At 45.1% G+C, this 18,923-nt stretch carries 13 protein-coding genes; all 13 read left to right on the forward strand.

What is annotated here, in order from left to right:
- Positions 1–114: 114 nt before the first annotated feature.
- The 13 genes from ACTSEZ_RS04440 (at position 115) to ACTSEZ_RS04500 (ending at position 18,794) form a co-directional block, all read left to right on the forward strand.
- On the forward strand, positions 115–2,058 hold the full coding sequence (locus ACTSEZ_RS04440) for a stage V sporulation protein D (RefSeq protein ID WP_369732974.1): 1,944 nt from the start codon (positions 115–117) through the stop codon (positions 2,056–2,058).
- A gap of 258 nt (positions 2,059–2,316) precedes the next feature.
- Positions 2,317–3,786 (forward strand): UDP-N-acetylmuramoyl-L-alanyl-D-glutamate--2,6-diaminopimelate ligase, encoded by a 1,470-nt coding sequence (locus ACTSEZ_RS04445; RefSeq protein WP_369732975.1) that lies wholly within the window; start codon positions 2,317–2,319, stop codon positions 3,784–3,786.
- A 90-nt stretch (positions 3,787–3,876) separates the two neighbouring features.
- Complete coding sequence (mraY, locus tag ACTSEZ_RS04450; protein ID WP_369732976.1) at positions 3,877–4,851, forward strand: phospho-N-acetylmuramoyl-pentapeptide-transferase; 975 nt, start codon at positions 3,877–3,879, stop codon at positions 4,849–4,851.
- A 1-nt stretch (position 4,852) separates the two neighbouring features.
- Positions 4,853–6,202, forward strand: coding sequence for a UDP-N-acetylmuramoyl-L-alanine--D-glutamate ligase (murD, locus tag ACTSEZ_RS04455; protein WP_369732977.1), 1,350 nt, complete (start codon positions 4,853–4,855; stop codon positions 6,200–6,202).
- Between the two features lie 47 nt (positions 6,203–6,249).
- Positions 6,250–7,350: a stage V sporulation protein E gene (gene spoVE / locus ACTSEZ_RS04460; protein WP_369732978.1), complete on the forward strand. Its 1,101-nt coding sequence runs from the start codon at positions 6,250–6,252 to the stop codon at positions 7,348–7,350.
- A 236-nt stretch (positions 7,351–7,586) separates the two neighbouring features.
- Positions 7,587–8,495 carry a UDP-N-acetylmuramate dehydrogenase gene (gene murB / locus ACTSEZ_RS04465; RefSeq protein ID WP_369732979.1) on the forward strand — a complete coding sequence of 303 codons (909 nt, stop codon included), beginning with the start codon at positions 7,587–7,589 and terminating at the stop codon, positions 8,493–8,495.
- Positions 8,496–8,640: 145 nt separating this feature from the next.
- Entirely contained in the window at positions 8,641–9,480 is an 840-nt protein-coding gene (locus ACTSEZ_RS04470; RefSeq protein ID WP_369732980.1) for a cell division protein FtsQ/DivIB, read from the forward strand.
- Positions 9,470–10,168 carry a DUF881 domain-containing protein gene (locus ACTSEZ_RS04475; protein ID WP_369733091.1) on the forward strand — a complete coding sequence of 233 codons (699 nt, stop codon included), beginning with the start codon at positions 9,470–9,472 and terminating at the stop codon, positions 10,166–10,168. The genes ACTSEZ_RS04470 and ACTSEZ_RS04475 overlap by 11 nt, the downstream gene beginning before the upstream one ends.
- Before the next feature lie 12 nt (positions 10,169–10,180).
- On the forward strand, positions 10,181–10,900 hold the full coding sequence (locus tag ACTSEZ_RS04480) for a DUF881 domain-containing protein (RefSeq protein WP_369732981.1): 720 nt from the start codon (positions 10,181–10,183) through the stop codon (positions 10,898–10,900).
- Entirely contained in the window at positions 10,900–11,262 is a 363-nt protein-coding gene (locus ACTSEZ_RS04485; RefSeq protein ID WP_029285002.1) for a small basic family protein, read from the forward strand. The genes ACTSEZ_RS04480 and ACTSEZ_RS04485 overlap by 1 nt, the downstream gene beginning before the upstream one ends.
- A gap of 217 nt (positions 11,263–11,479) precedes the next feature.
- Positions 11,480–12,775 (forward strand): cell division protein FtsA, encoded by a 1,296-nt coding sequence (gene ftsA, locus ACTSEZ_RS04490; protein WP_369732982.1) that lies wholly within the window; start codon positions 11,480–11,482, stop codon positions 12,773–12,775.
- A 44-nt stretch (positions 12,776–12,819) separates the two neighbouring features.
- On the forward strand, positions 12,820–13,977 hold the full coding sequence (gene ftsZ, locus ACTSEZ_RS04495; RefSeq protein WP_029284998.1) for a cell division protein FtsZ: 1,158 nt from the start codon (positions 12,820–12,822) through the stop codon (positions 13,975–13,977).
- A 515-nt stretch (positions 13,978–14,492) separates the two neighbouring features.
- The gene (locus tag ACTSEZ_RS04500) at positions 14,493–18,794 is read left to right on the forward strand and encodes a S8 family serine peptidase (RefSeq protein WP_369732983.1); all 4,302 of its coding nucleotides are present in this window, start codon (positions 14,493–14,495) and stop codon (positions 18,792–18,794) included.
- Positions 18,795–18,923: the final 129 nt, after the last annotated feature.

The following is an 18,923-nucleotide window of genomic DNA, read 5'->3' on the forward strand; positions in this document are numbered from 1 at the left end:
CCGGACCGCTTTGGACGGGCTCTCTTTTTGCTTTTTCCGAGTTGTCCAGTCACTGTTCTAGCATTCAGGGTACAAGCATATATTTGAACGAGCCTTGATAAGGAGGAGAAATATATGCGTGTTTCAAATGTGACGGTGCGCAAACGACTTGCGATGGTGCTGATGTTTGGTTTTCTGATCTTTCTAATTATCGATATCCGCCTTGGATATGTTCAATTTTTTATAGGAGACAAACTGACAGCCCTGGCGAAGGATTCCTGGAGCCGGAACATTCCGTTTGAGCCTGAGAGGGGCGAGATTCTTGACAGGAACGGCGTGAAGCTTGCGACGAATATGAGTGCTCCGTCTGTTCTCGTTGTGCCGAGGCAGATTGAGGACCCGGCGGGCACGGCAGAAAAGCTTGCAGCTGTTTTAAATATGCCGAAAGAGCGGGCTTATGAACTTATCACACAGAAGCAATCCATTCAGAGAATCAATCCCGAAGGGCGCAAAATTTCTCATGAAAAAGCAAAAGAACTCAGGGCACTCGGTTTAAAAGGTGTATACATAGCGGAGGATTCAAAACGCCATTATCCGTTCGGCAGCTACCTCTCGCACGTCCTCGGATTTGCAGGCATTGATAATCAGGGCCTCCTTGGACTGGAGTCGTATTATGATGAACAGCTGAAAGGAACAAAAGGATATGTGAAGTTTTATTCTGATGCTAAAGGAAAGAGGATGCCAAAAGAGGCGGATGAATATACCGCACCGGTGGATGGCCTCAATTTAAAACTGACAATCGATTCAAAAGTGCAGACGATCGTCGAGAGGGAACTCGATAATGCACAGGCGCAATACAATCCAGACGGCATGATTGCGATCGCGATGAATCCGAAAAACGGCGAAATTCTGGCGATGTCAAGCAGACCTGATTTTGATCCGGCGGATTTCCGGAATGTCGATCCGCTCATCTATAACCGAAATCTCCCTGTGTGGAGTTCCTATGAACCTGGTTCAACATTTAAAATCATTACACTTGCAGCTGCACTTGAAGAGAAGAAAGTAGATTTGCAGAAAGAGCATTTTCATGATGGGGGTTCAGTGGAGGTCGGCGGAGCCAGATTAAAGTGCTGGAAGCGCGGAGGACACGGGAGCCAGTCTTTCCTTGAAGTTGTACAGAACTCCTGTAACCCCGGTTTTGTAGAGCTTGGACAAAGACTTGGAACAAGCACCCTTTTTAAATACATCCAAAACTTCGGCTTTGGCCAGAAAACAGGCATTGATCTTCAGGGAGAGGCCAGGGGAATCCTGTTTGATGTTAAAAATGTAGGACCTGTGGAACAGGCAACGACGGCATTCGGGCAGGGGGTATCCGTAACACCGATCCAGCAGGTTGCAGCCGTTGCGGCAGCTGTAAATGGAGGCACCCTTTACACTCCTTATATAGCAAAGGAATGGATCGATCCTGTTACAGGTGATGTGATAAGCAGCACTGAACCTGAAGCAAAGCGCAAAGTCATTTCCGAAGAAACGTCGAAACAAATTAGATATGCACTTGAAAGTGTTGTAGCTCAAGGAACAGGGAAAAACGCATTTGTTGAGGGATATCGTGTCGGCGGCAAAACCGGAACAGCTCAAAAAGTAAAAGACGGTGTCTATATGAAAAACAATTATATCGTTTCATTTATTGGATTTGCTCCGGCAGACGACCCGGAAATCGTCGTCTATACGGCCGTCGATAATCCTAAAGGCACTGTGCAGTTCGGGGGAACCGTCGCAGCCCCGATTGTCGGAAACATTATGGAAGACAGCCTGAGGGAGCTTGGGGTAAAACCGCGGAAAAACCAAATCGAGAAAGAATACACATGGCTAGACACAAAACTTGTGAGCGTTCCGAATGTTGTAGGGCTTACAGCGCAGGAACTCAGGGAGCAGATGGTGAATCTCAAACTTGATATCGCAGGATCCGGAGATACAGTTGTTCAGCAGTCGCCTCAGGCAGGTGTAAAGGTGAAAGAAGGGTCAACACTTCGTCTTTATTTAGGAAAAGGAAGCAAAAAATCAGAAGACAATGACTAAACGCATATGTTCAGAAGCCGGCATTCACAAAACGTGACTGCCTCGCTTTTGTTTGGGGAGAAACAGCTGCTCAAAGCCCGCACATTTTTTAGTGCGGATATGGCTCTTTTACCGAAGATAAGATAAAATAGGTACTGTGCGTTTTTCTGACAACAGGATGACCGTATGCCGGCAGGCTGTTTATGTAAAATGGGGATTTGCTGCACGACTAAAATAAAGACAGAAACTATTGTTGGTTCTTGAGAGGATTTGGTAAAAATGAAATTACACACACTGCTTTCGCAGCTTCAGAATATAAAATGGAATGTGGAGGAAAATCCGGAAATTCTCTCGATTGAAATGGATTCACGGGAAGTAAAGAAAGACAGCTTATTTATCTGCATCAGCGGATATACGGTTGACGGACACGATTATGCAGAGCAGGCCGTCAGAAACGGCGCAGCTGCGGTTTTATCTGAGAAACCCTTAAACCTTTCTGTTCCGGTTATCGTAGTTAAAAATACAAAACGGGCGATGGCGCTTCTTGCCGATGCTTTTTACGGCCATCCAACACAAGGCATGCATCTGATCGGCGTAACAGGTACAAACGGTAAAACATCAACAACACACCTGATTGAGAAGATTCTTCAAAATGCAGGGAAGACGACCGGTTTGATCGGAACGATGTACATAAAGATTGGCGATGAAGAACTGAGTGTCAAAAATACGACACCTGAGAGCCTGACCCTTCAAAAAACATTCCGTACAATGGCAGATAAAGGAGTAAGCCATGGTGTGATGGAGGTTTCATCTCATGCCCTCCATATGGGCCGCGTACATGGATGTGACTATGACGTAGCCGTGTTCACAAATCTTACCCAGGATCACCTGGATTATCACGAGACGATGGATGCGTACCGTGCAGCCAAAGGCCTCCTGTTTTCTCAGCTTGGAAATACATTTAACCCGGATAAGCCCAAAACGGCGGTTTTAAATGCAGATGATCCTGCATCAGGAGAATTTATGAGCATGACAGCAGCCCATATTCTCACATACGGGATTGATTCTGAGTGCGATGTATCTGCGCAAAACATCGTCATGTCTCCAAGCGGAACGGCATTTGACCTTGTAACACCTTTTGGTTCACAGCATATCAAAATGAAGCTCATCGGCAAATTCAGCATTTATAACGCTCTCGCTGCTGCTTCTGCATGTCTTGCTTCTGGTGTAAACCTTGAGATTGTTGCCGGGACACTGGCTGAGATTGAAGGGGTAAGAGGCAGATTTGAAGTCGTTGACGGGGGCCAGGATTTCTCTGTCATCGTTGATTATGCCCATACACCTGACAGTCTTGAAAATGTCCTGAAAACAGTTAAGCAATTTGCCAAAGGGAAAACGTTTGTGATTGTCGGATGCGGAGGGGACAGAGACAGGACGAAGCGGGCCATTATGGCGCAAATAGCTGTCAAGTATGCAGAAGAACCCATTTTCACATCTGATAATCCAAGAAGCGAGGAGCCTGCTGCTATCCTTAAGGAAATGGAAGAAGGTGTTGCAGGAGCCTATTTCCATACGATTGAAAAGAGAGAAGAGGCCATTTTTTACGCAGTAAATGAAGCAAAAGCGGGGGATGTGATCCTGATTGCAGGAAAGGGTCATGAAACGTATCAGATTATCGGGTCAGAGGTATTCGATTTTGATGACCGCGAGGTTGCTCTGCGTGCGGTACAATTTAAATTAAATCAATAACCGGCGGACTTATCCGTACTATATGAATGAATCAGGGACGCTCAGGCTTAAGGGCCAGCGTCCTGCAGTGATACCAGGGAGGATCTATACATGCTTGAACAAATCATCATCTTTACAATACTAATGGGCTTTTTAATCAGTGTTCTGATATCTCCCATCTTTATCCCTTTCTTAAGAAGGCTTAAATTCGGACAGAGCATCAGGGATGAAGGGCCAAAATCGCATCAGAAGAAATCAGGAACGCCTACAATGGGCGGCATCATGATTATCTTGTCTGTCATTGTGACAACTATTGTCATGAGTTATAAATTTGCAGAACCAAGTGTTGAAATGTATTTGCTTTTATTTGTTACGTTCGGTTACGGCCTTCTCGGGTTTTTGGATGATTTCATCAAAGTTGTGATGAAGCGCAACCTCGGCCTTACATCGAAACAAAAGCTGCTCGGGCAAATCATTATTGCAGTTATTTTCTATATTGTTTTCAGACAGTTTGGATTCTCTTCAGAGGTCCGCATTCCGGGTACGGAGCTCGGTGTTGATCTTGGATGGGCCTATGTGATGCTTATTGTCTTCATGCTTGTCGGCGGCTCTAATGCAGTTAACTTGACGGATGGTCTTGACGGTCTGCTTTCAGGTACAGCTGCCATTGCGTTTGGAGCATTTGCTGTTCTCGCATGGAATCAATCTCAATATGATGTGGCCATTTTCTCTGTAGCAGTCGTAGGGGCTGTTCTTGGATTTCTCGTATTTAATGCTCACCCCGCAAAAGTATTTATGGGAGATACAGGATCTCTTGCACTTGGCGGAGCAATCGTAACCATCGCCATTTTAACCAAGCTTGAAATCCTGCTTGTTCTGATCGGCGGAGTTTTTGTTATTGAAACTCTTTCCGTTATTATTCAGGTAATCTCTTTTAAAACGACAGGAAAGCGCGTTTTTAAGATGAGTCCCCTTCATCATCATTATGAACTGACAGGATGGTCGGAATGGAGAGTTGTTGTGACGTTCTGGTCAGTCGGACTGATTTTCGCCGTTCTTGGAATTTACGTAGAGGTGTGGTTATAAAATGAAACAAATTAACGACTTTAAAGACAAACATGTCCTTGTGCTAGGGCTCGCAAAAAGCGGCCTGGCTGCAGCAAGGCTCTTACATAAACTGGGTGCGCGCGTAACGGTTAATGATAGGCTGCCGCTTGAAGAAAATGAATCAGCGCAGGAACTGCAGGCTATGGGGCTTAACGTGGTATGCGGAAGCCATCCGCCGGAACTCCTAGACGGGGCAGAATACATTGTGAAAAATCCCGGTATTCCATACTCAAACACTCTGCTTGCAAAAGCGCTGGAAAAGCAAATTCCAATCGTTACGGAGGTTGAACTTGCCTATTTAATTTCAGAAGCTGACATGATCGGCATTACCGGATCCAACGGGAAAACGACGACGACGACCCTTATCCATGAAATGCTGCTGTCTGACGGTAAAAAGTCACTCATCGCCGGCAACATCGGAACAGTCGCCTGTGAAGTGGCAGAGCAGGCAGACAAAGACAGCATCATCGTTACAGAGCTTTCTTCTTTTCAGCTGATGGGAACGAAAACATTCCGTCCTAAAATTGCCCTGATGCTGAACTTGTTTGATGCCCATCTTGATTATCACGGCACGAGGGAAGAATATGCTTCTGCAAAAGCAAGAATTTATGCTAACCAGCAGAACAGTGATTTTGCTGTCGTCAACGCGGATGATGCCGAGGTCGTAAAAGCAGCTGCCGCTGGTAATGGGGAAAAGATTTTCTTTTCTGTCAAGCAAGAGCTTGAATCAGGAGCGTACATTAAAAACGGCGCCGTTTGGTTTAACGATGAAAAAATCATTGATGTAAAAGAAATCGTTCTTCCAGGCAAACATAATCTTGAAAATATTCTCGCAGCTGTTTGTGCGGTGAAACTGAGCGGTGCTAAAACAGAAGCCATCCGCAAAGTGCTGACTTCCTTCAAAGGAGTGAAGCACCGTCTGCAGTTTATCCGCACGATAGGCGGAGTTAAATATTACAATGACTCAAAAGCTACAAATATACTGGCTACTTCAAAAGCTCTCCAGGCATTTGATGCACCGACCGTTTTACTTGCCGGCGGCCTTGACCGCGGCAATGAATTTGACGAACTGATCCCCTTCCTTGGGAATGTCAAAACTCTGATTACGTTTGGCCAGACTGCGCCAAAGCTTGAGAGAATAGCAGCGGATGCGGGAATAGAAGAGGTGAAACGTGTCGATAATGTTGAACAGGCGGCTTATGCGGCGTTCAGCTTATCTCAGGAAGGCGACATCGTACTCTTATCCCCGGCATGTGCAAGCTGGGATCAATATAAAACATTTGAACAAAGAGGAGACATGTTTGAGAACGCCGTGCATAAGCTAAAGTAAAGGGCTCGTACACGCGCCCTAATTCCATTATATTGGGGTGTTTGGCGTTGACGGCAAAAAGATCTGCACCGGACTTTATACTAGTCATTATCACGCTGCTCCTTCTGACGATTGGACTGATTATGGTATACAGTGCAAGCGCAGTGTGGGCAACGTATAAATTCGAAGATTCGTTTTTCTTTGCCAAGAGGCAGCTTTTGTTCGCAGGCGTCGGAGTCGTAGCCATGTTCTTCATTATGAATGTGGATTACTGGACGTGGAGAACCTGGGCGAAAATGCTTGTCATCGTCTGTTTTATCCTGCTTCTCGCTGTCCTTGTTCCCGGTATCGGGATGGAGAGAAACGGATCAAGAAGCTGGATTGGAGTAGGGGCTTTTTCCATACAGCCTTCTGAATTTATGAAGCTTGCAATGATTGCCTTTTTAGCTAAATTTCTATCGGAAAATCAAAAGAAAATAACCTCCTTTAAAAGAGGGCTTTTGCCGTCGCTGGCATTTGTTTTTACCGCATTCGCGCTGATCATGCTGCAGCCTGATCTCGGAACAGGAACGGTTATGGTCGGGACGTGCATTGTCATGATTTTTGTGGCAGGTGCAAGAATCAGTCATTTCGGTTTACTGGGGCTTCTTGGTGTGGCAGGGTTTGCAGCGCTGGTGCTTTCCGCACCTTACCGGATCAAACGGATTACATCGTTTTTAAATCCGTGGGAAGATCCTCTCGAAAGCGGCTTTCAGATTATCCAGTCATTATATGCAATCGGGCCGGGCGGTCTGTTTGGACTCGGCCTCGGGCAAAGCAGGCAGAAGTTCTTTTATCTGCCGGAGCCGCAGACAGATTTTATTTTCGCCATTCTTGCCGAGGAACTCGGGTTTATTGGCGGATCGCTGATTATTCTGCTGTTTGGCCTCCTGTTATGGCGCGGAGTGAGGATTGCGCTCGGAGCACCCGATCAGTACGGTTCATACCTTGCAATCGGCATTATAACAATGGTTGCCATACAGGTAATGATCAATATTGGAGTTGTAACAGGTCTAATGCCGGTAACAGGCATCACTCTGCCGTTTTTAAGCTACGGGGGCTCTTCGCTTACGCTGATGCTGATGGCAGTAGGTGTGCTGCTGAACATAAGCAGATATGCCAGGTATTGACGCTATACGAAACGGGGCCCTGTTGAAAAACAGGGTTCCTCGTGTTTTGCGGGAAAATGGCTGATTCTTAAGTCTATAAGAATCTAAAATGGATTGGGCATTGTGCTCATAGAATATAAAAAACATACAAAAAGGTTTTAACTGCTGTTTAAGAGGGAATAGAAGGTATTGTGCTTTTACCGGCTCCTTCTGACACAGCAGGGAAAATGACAAACAATTTTTTACAGGAGGCTGTCATGGAAAACATACTTAATAAGCTTCAAGAGGCACAGGTAGGAAAGGTTGTTCAAAACGAACCTTTAGCCAAACATACAACCATTAAAATCGGGGGACCTGCAGAGATTTTCGTGGAACCGGCCTCCATCAGTGATCTGAAAAAGACGATGGATATTGTGAATGAAAGCGGACTTCCGTGGAGAGCAATTGGACGCGGCTCCAATTTGCTTGTCAGTGATGCAGGAATAAAAGGCGTTGTCATTAAACTTGGCAAGGGCCTCGACCATATGGAAATTGACGGAGAGACGGTGACAGCCGGAGGCGGATACTCTCTCATTAAGCTGACGACATTGCTCAGCAAACAGGGACTGTCAGGACTTCAATTCGCAGGGGGAATCCCTGGCTCAGTCGGCGGCGCTGTCTATATGAACGCCGGAGCTCACGGGTCTGATATGTCTAAAATTCTCATAAAAGCACACATTCTTTTTGAAGACGGAAAGATGGAGTGGCTGACTGCTGATGAACTCGAGTTTTCATACCGCACATCCCTGCTTCAGAAAAAGCGTCCGGGCATCTGCCTTGAAGCCGTCATGAAGCTTCAAAAAGGGAACAGAGAAGAGATTACGGGACAGCTCCAAAAGAATAAGGATTACCGCAGAGAAACACAGCCGTGGGATTTGCCTAACTGCGGAAGTGTATTCCGTAACCCCCTTCCTTACTATGCAGGACAGCTCATTCAGGAATCAGGACTTAAAGGCCATCAGATCGGTGGCGCGAAAATTTCCGATCTTCACGGAAACTTCATCGTGAACACGGGCAATGCCACTGCAAAAGACGTTCTTGACCTGATTGATTATGTCAAAAAGACGATTTTTGATAAGCACGGCGTGAAAATGGAGACGGAGGTTGAAATTGCCGGTCAAATGTGATGATTGCTTATCTCTTTTTCCTTATATTGTGGTATACTATCTTTATTAAAAGCACAGTTGCTAAACGGCATCCAGCATGCCGTTTGTTTCTCTTTTTAAGAAGATTTTACGGCCCCGAAAGTCATTCGGGATGAGGGGTGAATACATGGAAAAAGGCAAAGTCGTTTCGCTTGAAGACAGGGTGCCCAAGTTAAAAGAGCACCGCAGGCAAAAATCAAACCGCAGATTAATAGGTTTTCTATCCGTCTTTTTCATCCTCATACTGCTTGTCATCTACTTTCAGTCTCCGCTGAGCAAAGTGTCTTCCATAGATGTAAAAGGCAACAGAACTGTTTCTGATGAAGAGATTATTTCTTTGAGCGGAATTACCAAAAAAACAGGGTTTTTCAGCATCGAGGACAGTGAAGTTCGGGAGGCGCTGTCTGACTATGACCAAATTCAGGATGTGCGGATTGAAAAAGAGCTGCCAAATAAGGTAACGATTGCAGTCGATGAGTTTCAGAAAGTGGCATACGTCGTAAAAGGGGACAAGTTTTCGCCGATTCTTGAGAACGGAAGAACACTTGATCCTGTAACCGGGGCATTTCCAGATGACGCACCGCTTCTGATGAACTGGAAAAACGCTGAAGAAATAGAAGAAATGGCTCTTGAATTAATGAGCCTGCCTGACAGCATTTCAAATGCCATTTCGGAAATTTATCATACACCTGAACAAATGGACCCGTGGCATATCACTCTGTACATGAACGACGGTTATGAAGTACAGGCATCTGTCAGAGGTTTTTCAGAAAAAATGAAAAATTATCCTTCCATTGTCAGCCAGCTTGCGCCTGGGGCAAAGGGCGTTATTCATATGGAAGTCGGCACGTACTTTGAATCATTTGACAAGAGCGGGGAAACTGAGCTCAGCACTCCTGCTGAAGGAGCTGCAGACGAAACAGAGGCGGAGGCGACGGAACAAAATGAAAATGAAAATGAGGGGTAGGTATGTCATCCTCTCCTTAATCATGCTTGTGCTTGGCTTTCTTGTAGCTTTTTCTTATCAGCTTACGAAAGAAAAACAGCCTGAAAACGGCATTTCTTCTGAACAATGGGACAAAGAATATGAAACAAGGCAGCTTTTGATCAAGCAGGAGGAACGAAATGCCGAGCTTCAGAAGCAATTGTCTGATACCCAGGAAAAGGTCAGGAAAATTGAAGAAGATCTGAAAAATGAAAAGCAGCTTTATTTTAACCTGGTTGAAGATGCTGAGAAATACAGAATGTATGTAGGCGAGCTTGGTGTAAAAGGAGAGGGGATTGAAGTCACTCTTGAAGATTCCTCCTACATACCTGAAGGCGAAAACGTCAATAATTACATTGTGCATGAAGGCCATATTTTTAAAGTGATCAACGAACTTCTCATATCCGGTGCAAGTGCAGTTGCAATCAATGGACAGAGATTATCGCATGATTCGTATATATATTGTAATGGACCTGTTGTAACTGTGGATGGAAATCAATTTCCCGCACCGTTTGTCATTTCAGCCATCGGCGATCCTGCTGTGCTCGATCAGGCTCTGAATATTGCAGGCGGAGTGGTGGAGCAAGTAGCATATGACAACATTGTCATTACCCTTGAGAAAAAAGATGAGATTAAAATGAATCCATTATTGCAAGAAAAGAAATCTTGACGGGTGGTTGCCTTGAAGAAAAATTTGAAAGGTGTCAGCTTTTCCATACTGACAATGATATTCGGCCTTATGCTTGCTGTTCAGTTTCAGTCCATTCAGGAACCTCAGGTCAGAGATACAAGGGACATGTGGCAGCTGCGGGAGGCACTTAAAACAGAGCAGATGATGCAGTCTGAGCTGCTGCTTGAGATCCGCAAGTATGAAGAACTGATCGATACATATGAGAATGATGAGAATCAAAGTGCTGAAAAAACCCTGAAGGAAACAGTAGAAGAGCTAAAGAAAGAAGCAGGGCTGACCGAAGTAACAGGGGAGGGGATTACGATTACGATTTCCCCGCTGTTTGATGAGTCATTGACACAGACGGAAACAAGCAGTGTTGCACCTGATCTGCTTAAGCGTCTTTTGAATGAACTTAATTCCTACGGTGCCGAAAGCATCTCAATTGATGGCCGGAGAGTTGTCAATACGACCGTCATCCGGGACATCAACGGCAAAACGAAGATAGACGGCTACAGCCTGCATTCTTTTCCGCTTGAGATTAAGGTGATCGGCGAGGATGCAGAGAAGCTTTTCAGCCGGTTAAACGGATCAACGGTTATGGATACATTTGCTGTTGATAATCTCAGACTGTCCATCTCAGAGCCAAAAGGGAGCATTACGATCCCTCCGTATGACGATGTGATCAGGGTTCAGAATATGAAACCGTTTGAAAAAGGAGAGAATTCATAATGTGGCTTCCCATTTTAGGGTTGATTCTTGGAATTTCATTGGGACTGCTGACTGATTTCCGGATTCCCGGCGAATATTCGAATTACCTTTCCATAGCCATTCTTGCGGCACTTGATACGCTGCTTGGGGGGATTCGGGCACACTTGCAGAATATGTACGATGAAATGGTGTTTGTATCCGGTTTTTTCTTTAACATCATTTTGGCAGCAAGTTTAGCTTTTCTGGGTGTTCATCTTGGTGTAGACTTGTATTTGGTAGCAATATTTGCTTTTGGAGTCAGACTGTTCCAGAATATTGCCGTCATCAGACGAATCATTATTGCCAATTGGACTGAATCGCGCCAAAAACTTAAAAAAAGTTGATTTTTTAAGAGGGAAAATCAAGGATTTGACGAATACTCACTTTAAGTATCTAATTCATGTTAGAACCTGCACGAAGCAGGCTGGAATTTGTGTGACATGCATGTTTCAAATGTCACAGCATTTTTCAGCATTGTTACAAATATGTAAAACTAGATTCATTGTATTGTTGTTCCTCTAATAATAGAATGGAAATGATAAGTTAAGGAGGTGCCATAGAATGAACAACAATGAAATCTTTGTAAGTCTAGACATCGGTACATCCAGTGTTAAGGTTATCATCGGCGAAATGGCAGACGATAATTTGAACATTATTGGTGTAGGCAATGTTAAATCAGAAGGACTCAGAAAAGGGTCGATCGTCGACATTGACGAGACCGTTCATTCTATTAGAAAAGCGGTTGAACAGGCAGAGAGAATGGTAGGCATTCCCCTTAGAAGAGTTGTAGTGGGAGTGACCGGCAATCATGTACAGCTGCAGGACTGCCACGGGGTTGTGGCTGTCTCAAGCGAAAACCGCGAAATAGCAAATGAGGACATCAGACGCGTCATTGATGCTGCTCAAGTTATGTCAATACCTCCGGAACGGGAGATCATAGATGTGATTCCTCAGCAGTTTATTGTTGACGGACTGGATGAAATCAGCGATCCGCGCGGAATGATTGGTGTGCGTCTTGAAATGGAAGGCACGATCATCACCGGATCAAGAACGATTTTACATAATCTTCTTCGGTGCGTAGAGAAAGCAGGGCTTGAAATTACAGATATATGCCTGCAGCCGCTTGCATCAGGAGCTGTTGCCCTTTCTAAGGATGAGAAAAACCTTGGCGTAGCCCTTGTTGATATCGGAGGCGGTTCAACAACAATTGCCGTCTTTGACCAAGGTCATCTTCAGACGACTAGCGTCCTGCCGATCGGCGGAGAAAACATAACGAAAGATCTGTCCATCGGCCTTCGTACAACGACGGATGAGGCTGAGCGTGTTAAAGTAAAGCATGGACATGCCTACTATGATTACGCCTCGGAAGAAGAAGTGTTTGAAGCGGCCATTATCGGCACAGATCAAAAGCAGCAATTTAATCAGCTTGAAATTTCTGATATTATAGAAGCCAGACTGGAAGAAATGTTTGAGCTCGTTCAGCATGAGATTAAGAGACTTGGTGTCAGGGACCTGCCGGGAGGATTTGTTCTGACCGGAGGAACTGTAAGCATGCCTGGAGTGCTTGAAATTGCACAGGATGTGCTTCAGAGCAATGTCCGCATTGCAAGCCCTGATTATATCGGGGTCAGAGAACCGCAGTACATGACTGGAGTCGGGCTGATTCAGTTTGCCTGCAAAAATGCTAAAATACAGGGCCGGAGCATCAGTTCAAATGCTGTTCCCGACAAGGCTGAAATGGCAGCACAAAGAGAGCCTCAGCCCCAGCAGAATCAGCATCAGCGCTCTAAGGCGAAAGAAAAAGAAGAGAAAAAAGAAAGCAAAGTGAAAAAATTCTTTGGTTACTTCTTTGAATAACATGCACCAAGAGGAAGTCATTCGATGGATTAGGAGGATTTTGTATGTTGGAGTTTGAAAGCAATATTGACGGCATGGCAACGATAAAAGTAATTGGGGTTGGCGGAGGCGGAAACAACGCTGTTAACCGTATGATAGAACATGGTGTTCAAGGCGTGGATTTTATCGCTGTAAACACTGATGCACAGGCTTTGAATCTATCTAAAGCAGAAACTAGAATGCAGATTGGCTCAAAGCTTACAAGAGGCCTTGGCGCAGGCGCAAACCCTGAAGTCGGCAAAAAAGCTGCTGAAGAAAGTAAAGAGCAGATTGAAGAGGCTTTAAGAGGAGCAGACATGGTATTCGTCACTGCAGGAATGGGCGGCGGTACAGGTACTGGTGCAGCTCCTGTCATCGCCCAGATCGCTAAAGACCTTGGCGCTCTTACTGTTGGGGTTGTTACCCGCCCGTTTACGTTTGAAGGACGCAAGCGTGCGATGCAGGCTGCCGGCGGCATCTCTTCAATGAAAGAATCAGTTGATACGCTGATTGTTATCCCGAACGACCGTCTTCTTGAAATTGTAGACAAAAACACACCGATGCTTGAAGCTTTCCGCGAAGCGGATAACGTACTCCGCCAAGGTGTACAGGGCATCTCAGATTTGATTGCTGTCCCTGGGCTGATCAACCTTGATTTTGCCGATGTTAAGACAATTATGTCGAACAAAGGTTCATCACTTATGGGTATTGGGGTTGCTACTGGAGAAAGCAGAGCAGCAGAAGCCGCAAAAAAAGCTATTTCAAGTCCGCTTCTTGAAACATCAATTGACGGCGCACAAGGTGTTCTGATGAACATTACGGGCGGTTCAAACCTAAGTCTTTATGAAGTTCAGGAAGCAGCTGACATCGTTGCTACTGCTTCAGATCAGGACGTAAACATGATCTTCGGTTCAGTTATCAACGAAAACCTGAAGGATGAGATTGTAGTGACTGTTATTGCTACCGGCTTTAACGAAGTAGAAATCAATCACAGCAAACCGCAGTCAAGACCATTCGGAAACACTGCTCCAAAACCATCACCTAAACCTCGCGATGTAAGAGAAATGAAACGTGAGCGCGAACGCGAGGAGCCTGCTCAGGACATGTCAAGCCGTTCTATGCAGCAAGGCGATGATACACTTGATATCCCTACATTCCTGCGAAACCGCAACAAACGCAGATAATAGCAAAAAAAGACATGGCCAGGTGCCATGTCTTTTTTTTTGCATTCTTTTATACATAAAATCTGTCTCCTCATATTGTCCTGCTCTTTATAGATAAAAGATGAAATTAGTCCCCTTAGAAATCTGCTGATATTGAGTACCATTTCCTGTATTGTAACAATCTGCTCTACCTGAGCACTTTACAAATGGTTAAATTAGGTAAATTATGTTTATTTTTACAGGCTTGTTTTCACCATAGTCCGAATGTCCTTTCAAAAAAACGCTGTGAATCCCCGTGTTCATCGCATCTTTTATAGAGTGAAAAAAGACAGGCGTTCATTTGTCCTGATTTGCAGAACTTTTCTTCTCCGTCAAATCGATCATTTCTGCAAAAGGAATATTTTGGGTGCAAATAATGACAAAATTTTCAAAAAACTTTCTTTACATTTAATGTAACAGCTCAGATCATACATACATTTCAGAGGGAGGGAGGGCCTGAGGATCTGCCTACAACATTTTAAGGGGGAATTGAAAGAATGCCGAAGAAATATGGGAAATCGCTCAGTATTTTGTCAATTATGATCCTGCTTTTAACTTTGCTTGCGCCAAGTGTGTCAGTTGCAAGCACAAACGTCAGTACATCAGTGAAAAGTCAGAAAAACATAACGGCTGATAAAGTTTCAAAGAAGGTTGCCGAATCTTTTAAGAAAGAAGAAAAGGTGACGTTTCTCATTAAGCTGAAAGAGCAGGTTGATACAGCAAAAGTTGCAAAGAATGCTGCAAAAACTGAATCTAAAGGATTGCAGGCCAAATATGAGAAACGGTCGGCTGTCGTTTCTTCCCTTCGTGCAAAAGCCTTTGAAACGCAGCATAATCTGAAAACATACTTAACGAAAGAACAAAAAGCCGGAAATGCGAAAGACATAAAATCTTATTATATCGTAAACGGAATGGCTGTCACTGCCACTAAGGAGGTAATGGAAAAAGTTGCATCTTTCCCGGAAGTGGACAAGATCCTTCCAAATGAAGTTCGTCAGCTGAACAAGGTAAAAGAAAAAACATCTGTACAGCAGACAGACACAAACGCATCTCCTGCAGCGACAGAGTGGAACATCAATCAAATCGGTGCTCCCGCAGCATGGGAGATGGGCATCGACGGAAGCGGAACCGTTGTTGCTTCTATTGATACAGGTGTTCAATGGGATCACCCGGCATTAAAAGAAAAATACCGCGGCTTCAATCCAGCTGCACCAAATGCACCGGATCACGAGTTCAGCTGGTTTGATGCGACAGCAAATCAAGGAGTGCCTTACGACGATGATGGGCATGGAACGCACGTAACAGGCACGATGGTAGGCGCAGAGCCAAATGGCAATAACCAAATCGGTGTTGCACCGGGTGCAAAGTGGATTGCTGTCAAAGCATTCACTGCAAACGGCGGAACAGATGCAGATTTACTTGAGGCAGGAGAGTGGATTATTGCACCAAAAGATGAAGACGGCAACCCGCATCCTGAAATGGCGCCTGATGTCGTCAACAATTCCTGGAGCGGAGGATCAGGGCTCGATGAATGGTACAGGCCAATGGTCAATGCATGGCGTGCTGCAGATATTTTCCCTGAATTCTCTGCAGGCAACACGACTTTATTTAATCCGGGAGGTCCAGGATCCATTGCCAACCCGGCAAACTATCCTGAATCTTTTGCAACAGGTGCAACAGACATCAACAACCAATTAGGAAGTTTTTCACTTCAGGGACCGTCTCCTTATGATGAAACAAAGCCTGATATTGCAGCACCGGGCGTAAACATCCGGTCATCTGTTCCAGGCGGGGTTTACGAAGGCGGGTGGAATGGTACATCAATGGCAGGACCTCACGTTTCTGCTGTAGTAGCCTTGCTGAGGCAGGTTGATTCCTCCATCACGGTAGAGGAAATTGAAAACGTACTGACAACTACAGCAACACCATTGACCGATTCAACTTTTACCAGCTCTCCTAATAACGGATATGGCCATGGACTGGTAAATGCCTATGATGCGGTTTCCTCTCTGATGACAGGTCTTGGAAAAGTAAAAGGACAGGTTGCAAAAGAAGGGGAAGATGCAGAGGCTCCGGTTATGGAACATACTGGGCCGGCAGAGGCATTCGCGGGTATGAATCTTCCTTTAACAGTGAAAGTAACCGATAATATCAGCGTGACAAACGTCTCACTTCAATACCAAAACAACAACGGACAATGGCAGACAGCTGAAGCTGCCAGAGTGTCGGGTGATTTCCTTGATGGAAATTACGAAGCAGTCATTCCCGGTGAGGCATTAGAAGAAGGCACACTTGTCTATAAATGGAAAGCTGTTGATTTTGGCGCAAATGAAGTGGTATCAGAAGAATATGAAATAGCTGTTCAGCCGGGCATTACGACTGGCTATGAGCAGGATTTTGAAACAGGCGCTGCAGGCTGGACTTCTTACGGTGTGAAAAACAGCTGGGAGCATGGAGTACCGGTAAACGGTCCGGGGAATGCAGCTTCAGGTGAAAACGTTTTTGCTACCAACCTTGACGGCGATTACGAAAATGGGGCAAACATGAATTTGCTCATGCCTCCAATAGATTTACCTGCAGAAGGAGCTGCGTTCCTTCAATTTAAGCAGTGGCATGAACTTGAAAACCGATATGATTATGGGCATGTTTTCATCTCAACGGATCAGGAAACATGGACTCAAGGGTTGCGGGTGAACGGGGTCACAACAAACTGGATTGACGGACAGGTTGACCTTAGCGGGTATGCAGGTGAGCGGATTTATGTTGCGTTTAACGTTACATCGGACGGAAGCGTCGTAAAAGACGGATGGTACATTGACGATGTAAAGCTTTCTGATACTCCGATTGAAATTCAGAACAAAGCATCACTTGGAGTTGAAAGCAAATCTGCAACGGCAGATAAGTCTTCAATAGAGAAAAAAGAAAAAGTGTATCCGAACAAAATCAAACCGGCACCATTCACTGCTGCCAAAGGATTAACTGACCAAGGACAGCCTGCTGCCCTGCCGATGAGAGCAGAAGTAAGCATTGTTGAAACAGGAAGATCGACATACTCAAGTCTGCAGGACGGCAGCTATGAAATTGTTCATGGTGCAGGTGAATTTACTCTCCAGGCAGAAGCATACGGGTATGCGACAGAAACCATGCCGATTACAATTGAGAACGACGGCATCACAGAAGCAAACTTTGTTCTTGAAGAACTTCCACAAGGAACTGTGAGCGGCACTGTGACAAATGAAGCAACAGGGGAGCCGGTTGCAAATGCAACCCTTCTGCTTGTTGAAGATGCAGCCATTACTCCTGTTCAAACGAATGAACAAGGGGAATATTCAATTGAAGCCTATGAAGGAGACTATACGCTGAAAGCGATGGCACCTTCTTATTATGCCAAGGACACGAGAATCACTATTGATGCAGAACAGACAACAGTTCAAAATATTACGCTGAAGCCGTTCATCGGGTATCCGGGTGAGATCGGATATGACGACGGAACAGCTGAAAACGCCAGAGCATTTAATGCAGCAGGCAATGGCTGGGCTGTAAAAATGTCTCTTGCTGAAGGAAACGAGAGAGCGATGGTAACAGGCGGACTGTTCAGGTTCTGGGATACAGAATGGCCTGTACCTGGAGGCACTGAGTTCCAGGTAGCCATTTACGATGCTTCAGGTACGGACGGGGCACCTGGCAAAAAGCTTGCCGGACCGATCAATGCAGAAGCGCTTCGCAACGGAGAATGGACAATGGTCAACTTACTTGACCAGGGTGTAGTTGTGGACGGCGATTTCTATATGGTTTACATTCAAACAAAAGCAAATCCTAATTCGCCTGGACTTGCAACCGACGAAGATGGCGAAAATGCCGGACGCAGCTGGCAAATGGTCAGCGGAGCCTGGTCACCTTCACCTGCTGAAGAAGGAAACTACATGATCAGGGCGATTGTGGACTATGAAGTGACTGCTCCAGAAATTACGTCACCTAAAGACGGTTCGTTCACAAACAAAGAAACGGCTGTTGTAGAGGGGAAAGCATCACCGACAACCACTGTTCATATTTTTAACGGGGAAACAGAGGCAGCTGCTGTACAAGCTTCAGAAAACGGCACGTTCCGGGCAGAAGTCCTGCTGAATACAGGTGAAAATGTTCTGACTGCCAAGTCCAGCACAGATGCAGGCATGACAGATGCATCTAATGCAGTAAAAGTGACGCTGGACAAAACAAAACCGTCATTCACAGTTGAAAATCCTAAAGACGGACAAAAGCTGAACACGGAAGCATTAACGGTCAGCGGAACAGTTTCAGATGACAATTTGGACTGGGTAAAAGTGAATGGACAAAAAGCAGCCGTCAAGGACGGTAAATTCTCTAAACGGATTCTGCTCGAAAACGGTGAGAATCTGATTACTGTTCTTGCAGCAGACAAAGCAGGAAACCGTTTAAAGAAAACCATCAAAGTATATGTGAAATATGATGCACCGGTCATTGAAAATCTAAAACCTGCCGAGGATAAATACATTAAGTCCGGTGAAAGCGTGAAAATAGAATTTGACAGCGAAGAAGATCTGGATGCAACGTTCGTTCTTCATATGCCTCTCACAAATGCGCGCATCCAGAATGCAACAGAGCTTCCGCTGAGAGAAACGTCACCAGGACATTACGAGGGCTACTACACGGCAACATCCAATATGAAAGCTGAAGGTGCGAGAATCGAAGTCATTGCAAAAGATGATTACGGCAACGAAACAAGAGCCGTCGCAGATGGCAAACTGTTTATAAACGGCAAAAAACCTGCGAACAAATAAGCTCACAAAGAACTCTCATTCCTATTGCGGAATGAGAGTTTTTGTTTTGTATTGCCGCAGCTGATCTGCATACAGAATTCTTTATGCCAATCCACCTTTTTCCATCGACAAATAGCAATGATATCTATC

The organism is Metabacillus mesotrionivorans, from assembly GCF_052171315.1.
Classification (GTDB): Bacteria; Bacillota; Bacilli; order Bacillales; family Bacillaceae; genus Bacillus_P.

Coding starts and splice junctions, on each gene's coding strand:
- ACTSEZ_RS04440 (WP_369732974.1), top strand. CDS start 115: ATGCGTGTTTCAAATGTGACGGTGCGCAAACGACTTGCGATGGTGCTG.
- ACTSEZ_RS04445 (WP_369732975.1), top strand. CDS start 2,317: ATGAAATTACACACACTGCTTTCGCAGCTTCAGAATATAAAATGGAAT.
- ftsZ (WP_029284998.1), top strand. CDS start 12,820: ATGTTGGAGTTTGAAAGCAATATTGACGGCATGGCAACGATAAAAGTA.
- murB (WP_369732979.1), top strand. CDS start 7,587: ATGGAAAACATACTTAATAAGCTTCAAGAGGCACAGGTAGGAAAGGTT.
- ACTSEZ_RS04470 (WP_369732980.1), top strand. CDS start 8,641: ATGGAAAAAGGCAAAGTCGTTTCGCTTGAAGACAGGGTGCCCAAGTTA.
- ACTSEZ_RS04485 (WP_029285002.1), top strand. CDS start 10,900: ATGTGGCTTCCCATTTTAGGGTTGATTCTTGGAATTTCATTGGGACTG.
- mraY (WP_369732976.1), top strand. CDS start 3,877: ATGCTTGAACAAATCATCATCTTTACAATACTAATGGGCTTTTTAATC.
- ftsA (WP_369732982.1), top strand. CDS start 11,480: ATGAACAACAATGAAATCTTTGTAAGTCTAGACATCGGTACATCCAGT.
- ACTSEZ_RS04475 (WP_369733091.1), top strand. CDS start 9,470: ATGAGGGGTAGGTATGTCATCCTCTCCTTAATCATGCTTGTGCTTGGC.
- ACTSEZ_RS04500 (WP_369732983.1), top strand. CDS start 14,493: ATGCCGAAGAAATATGGGAAATCGCTCAGTATTTTGTCAATTATGATC.
- murD (WP_369732977.1), top strand. CDS start 4,853: ATGAAACAAATTAACGACTTTAAAGACAAACATGTCCTTGTGCTAGGG.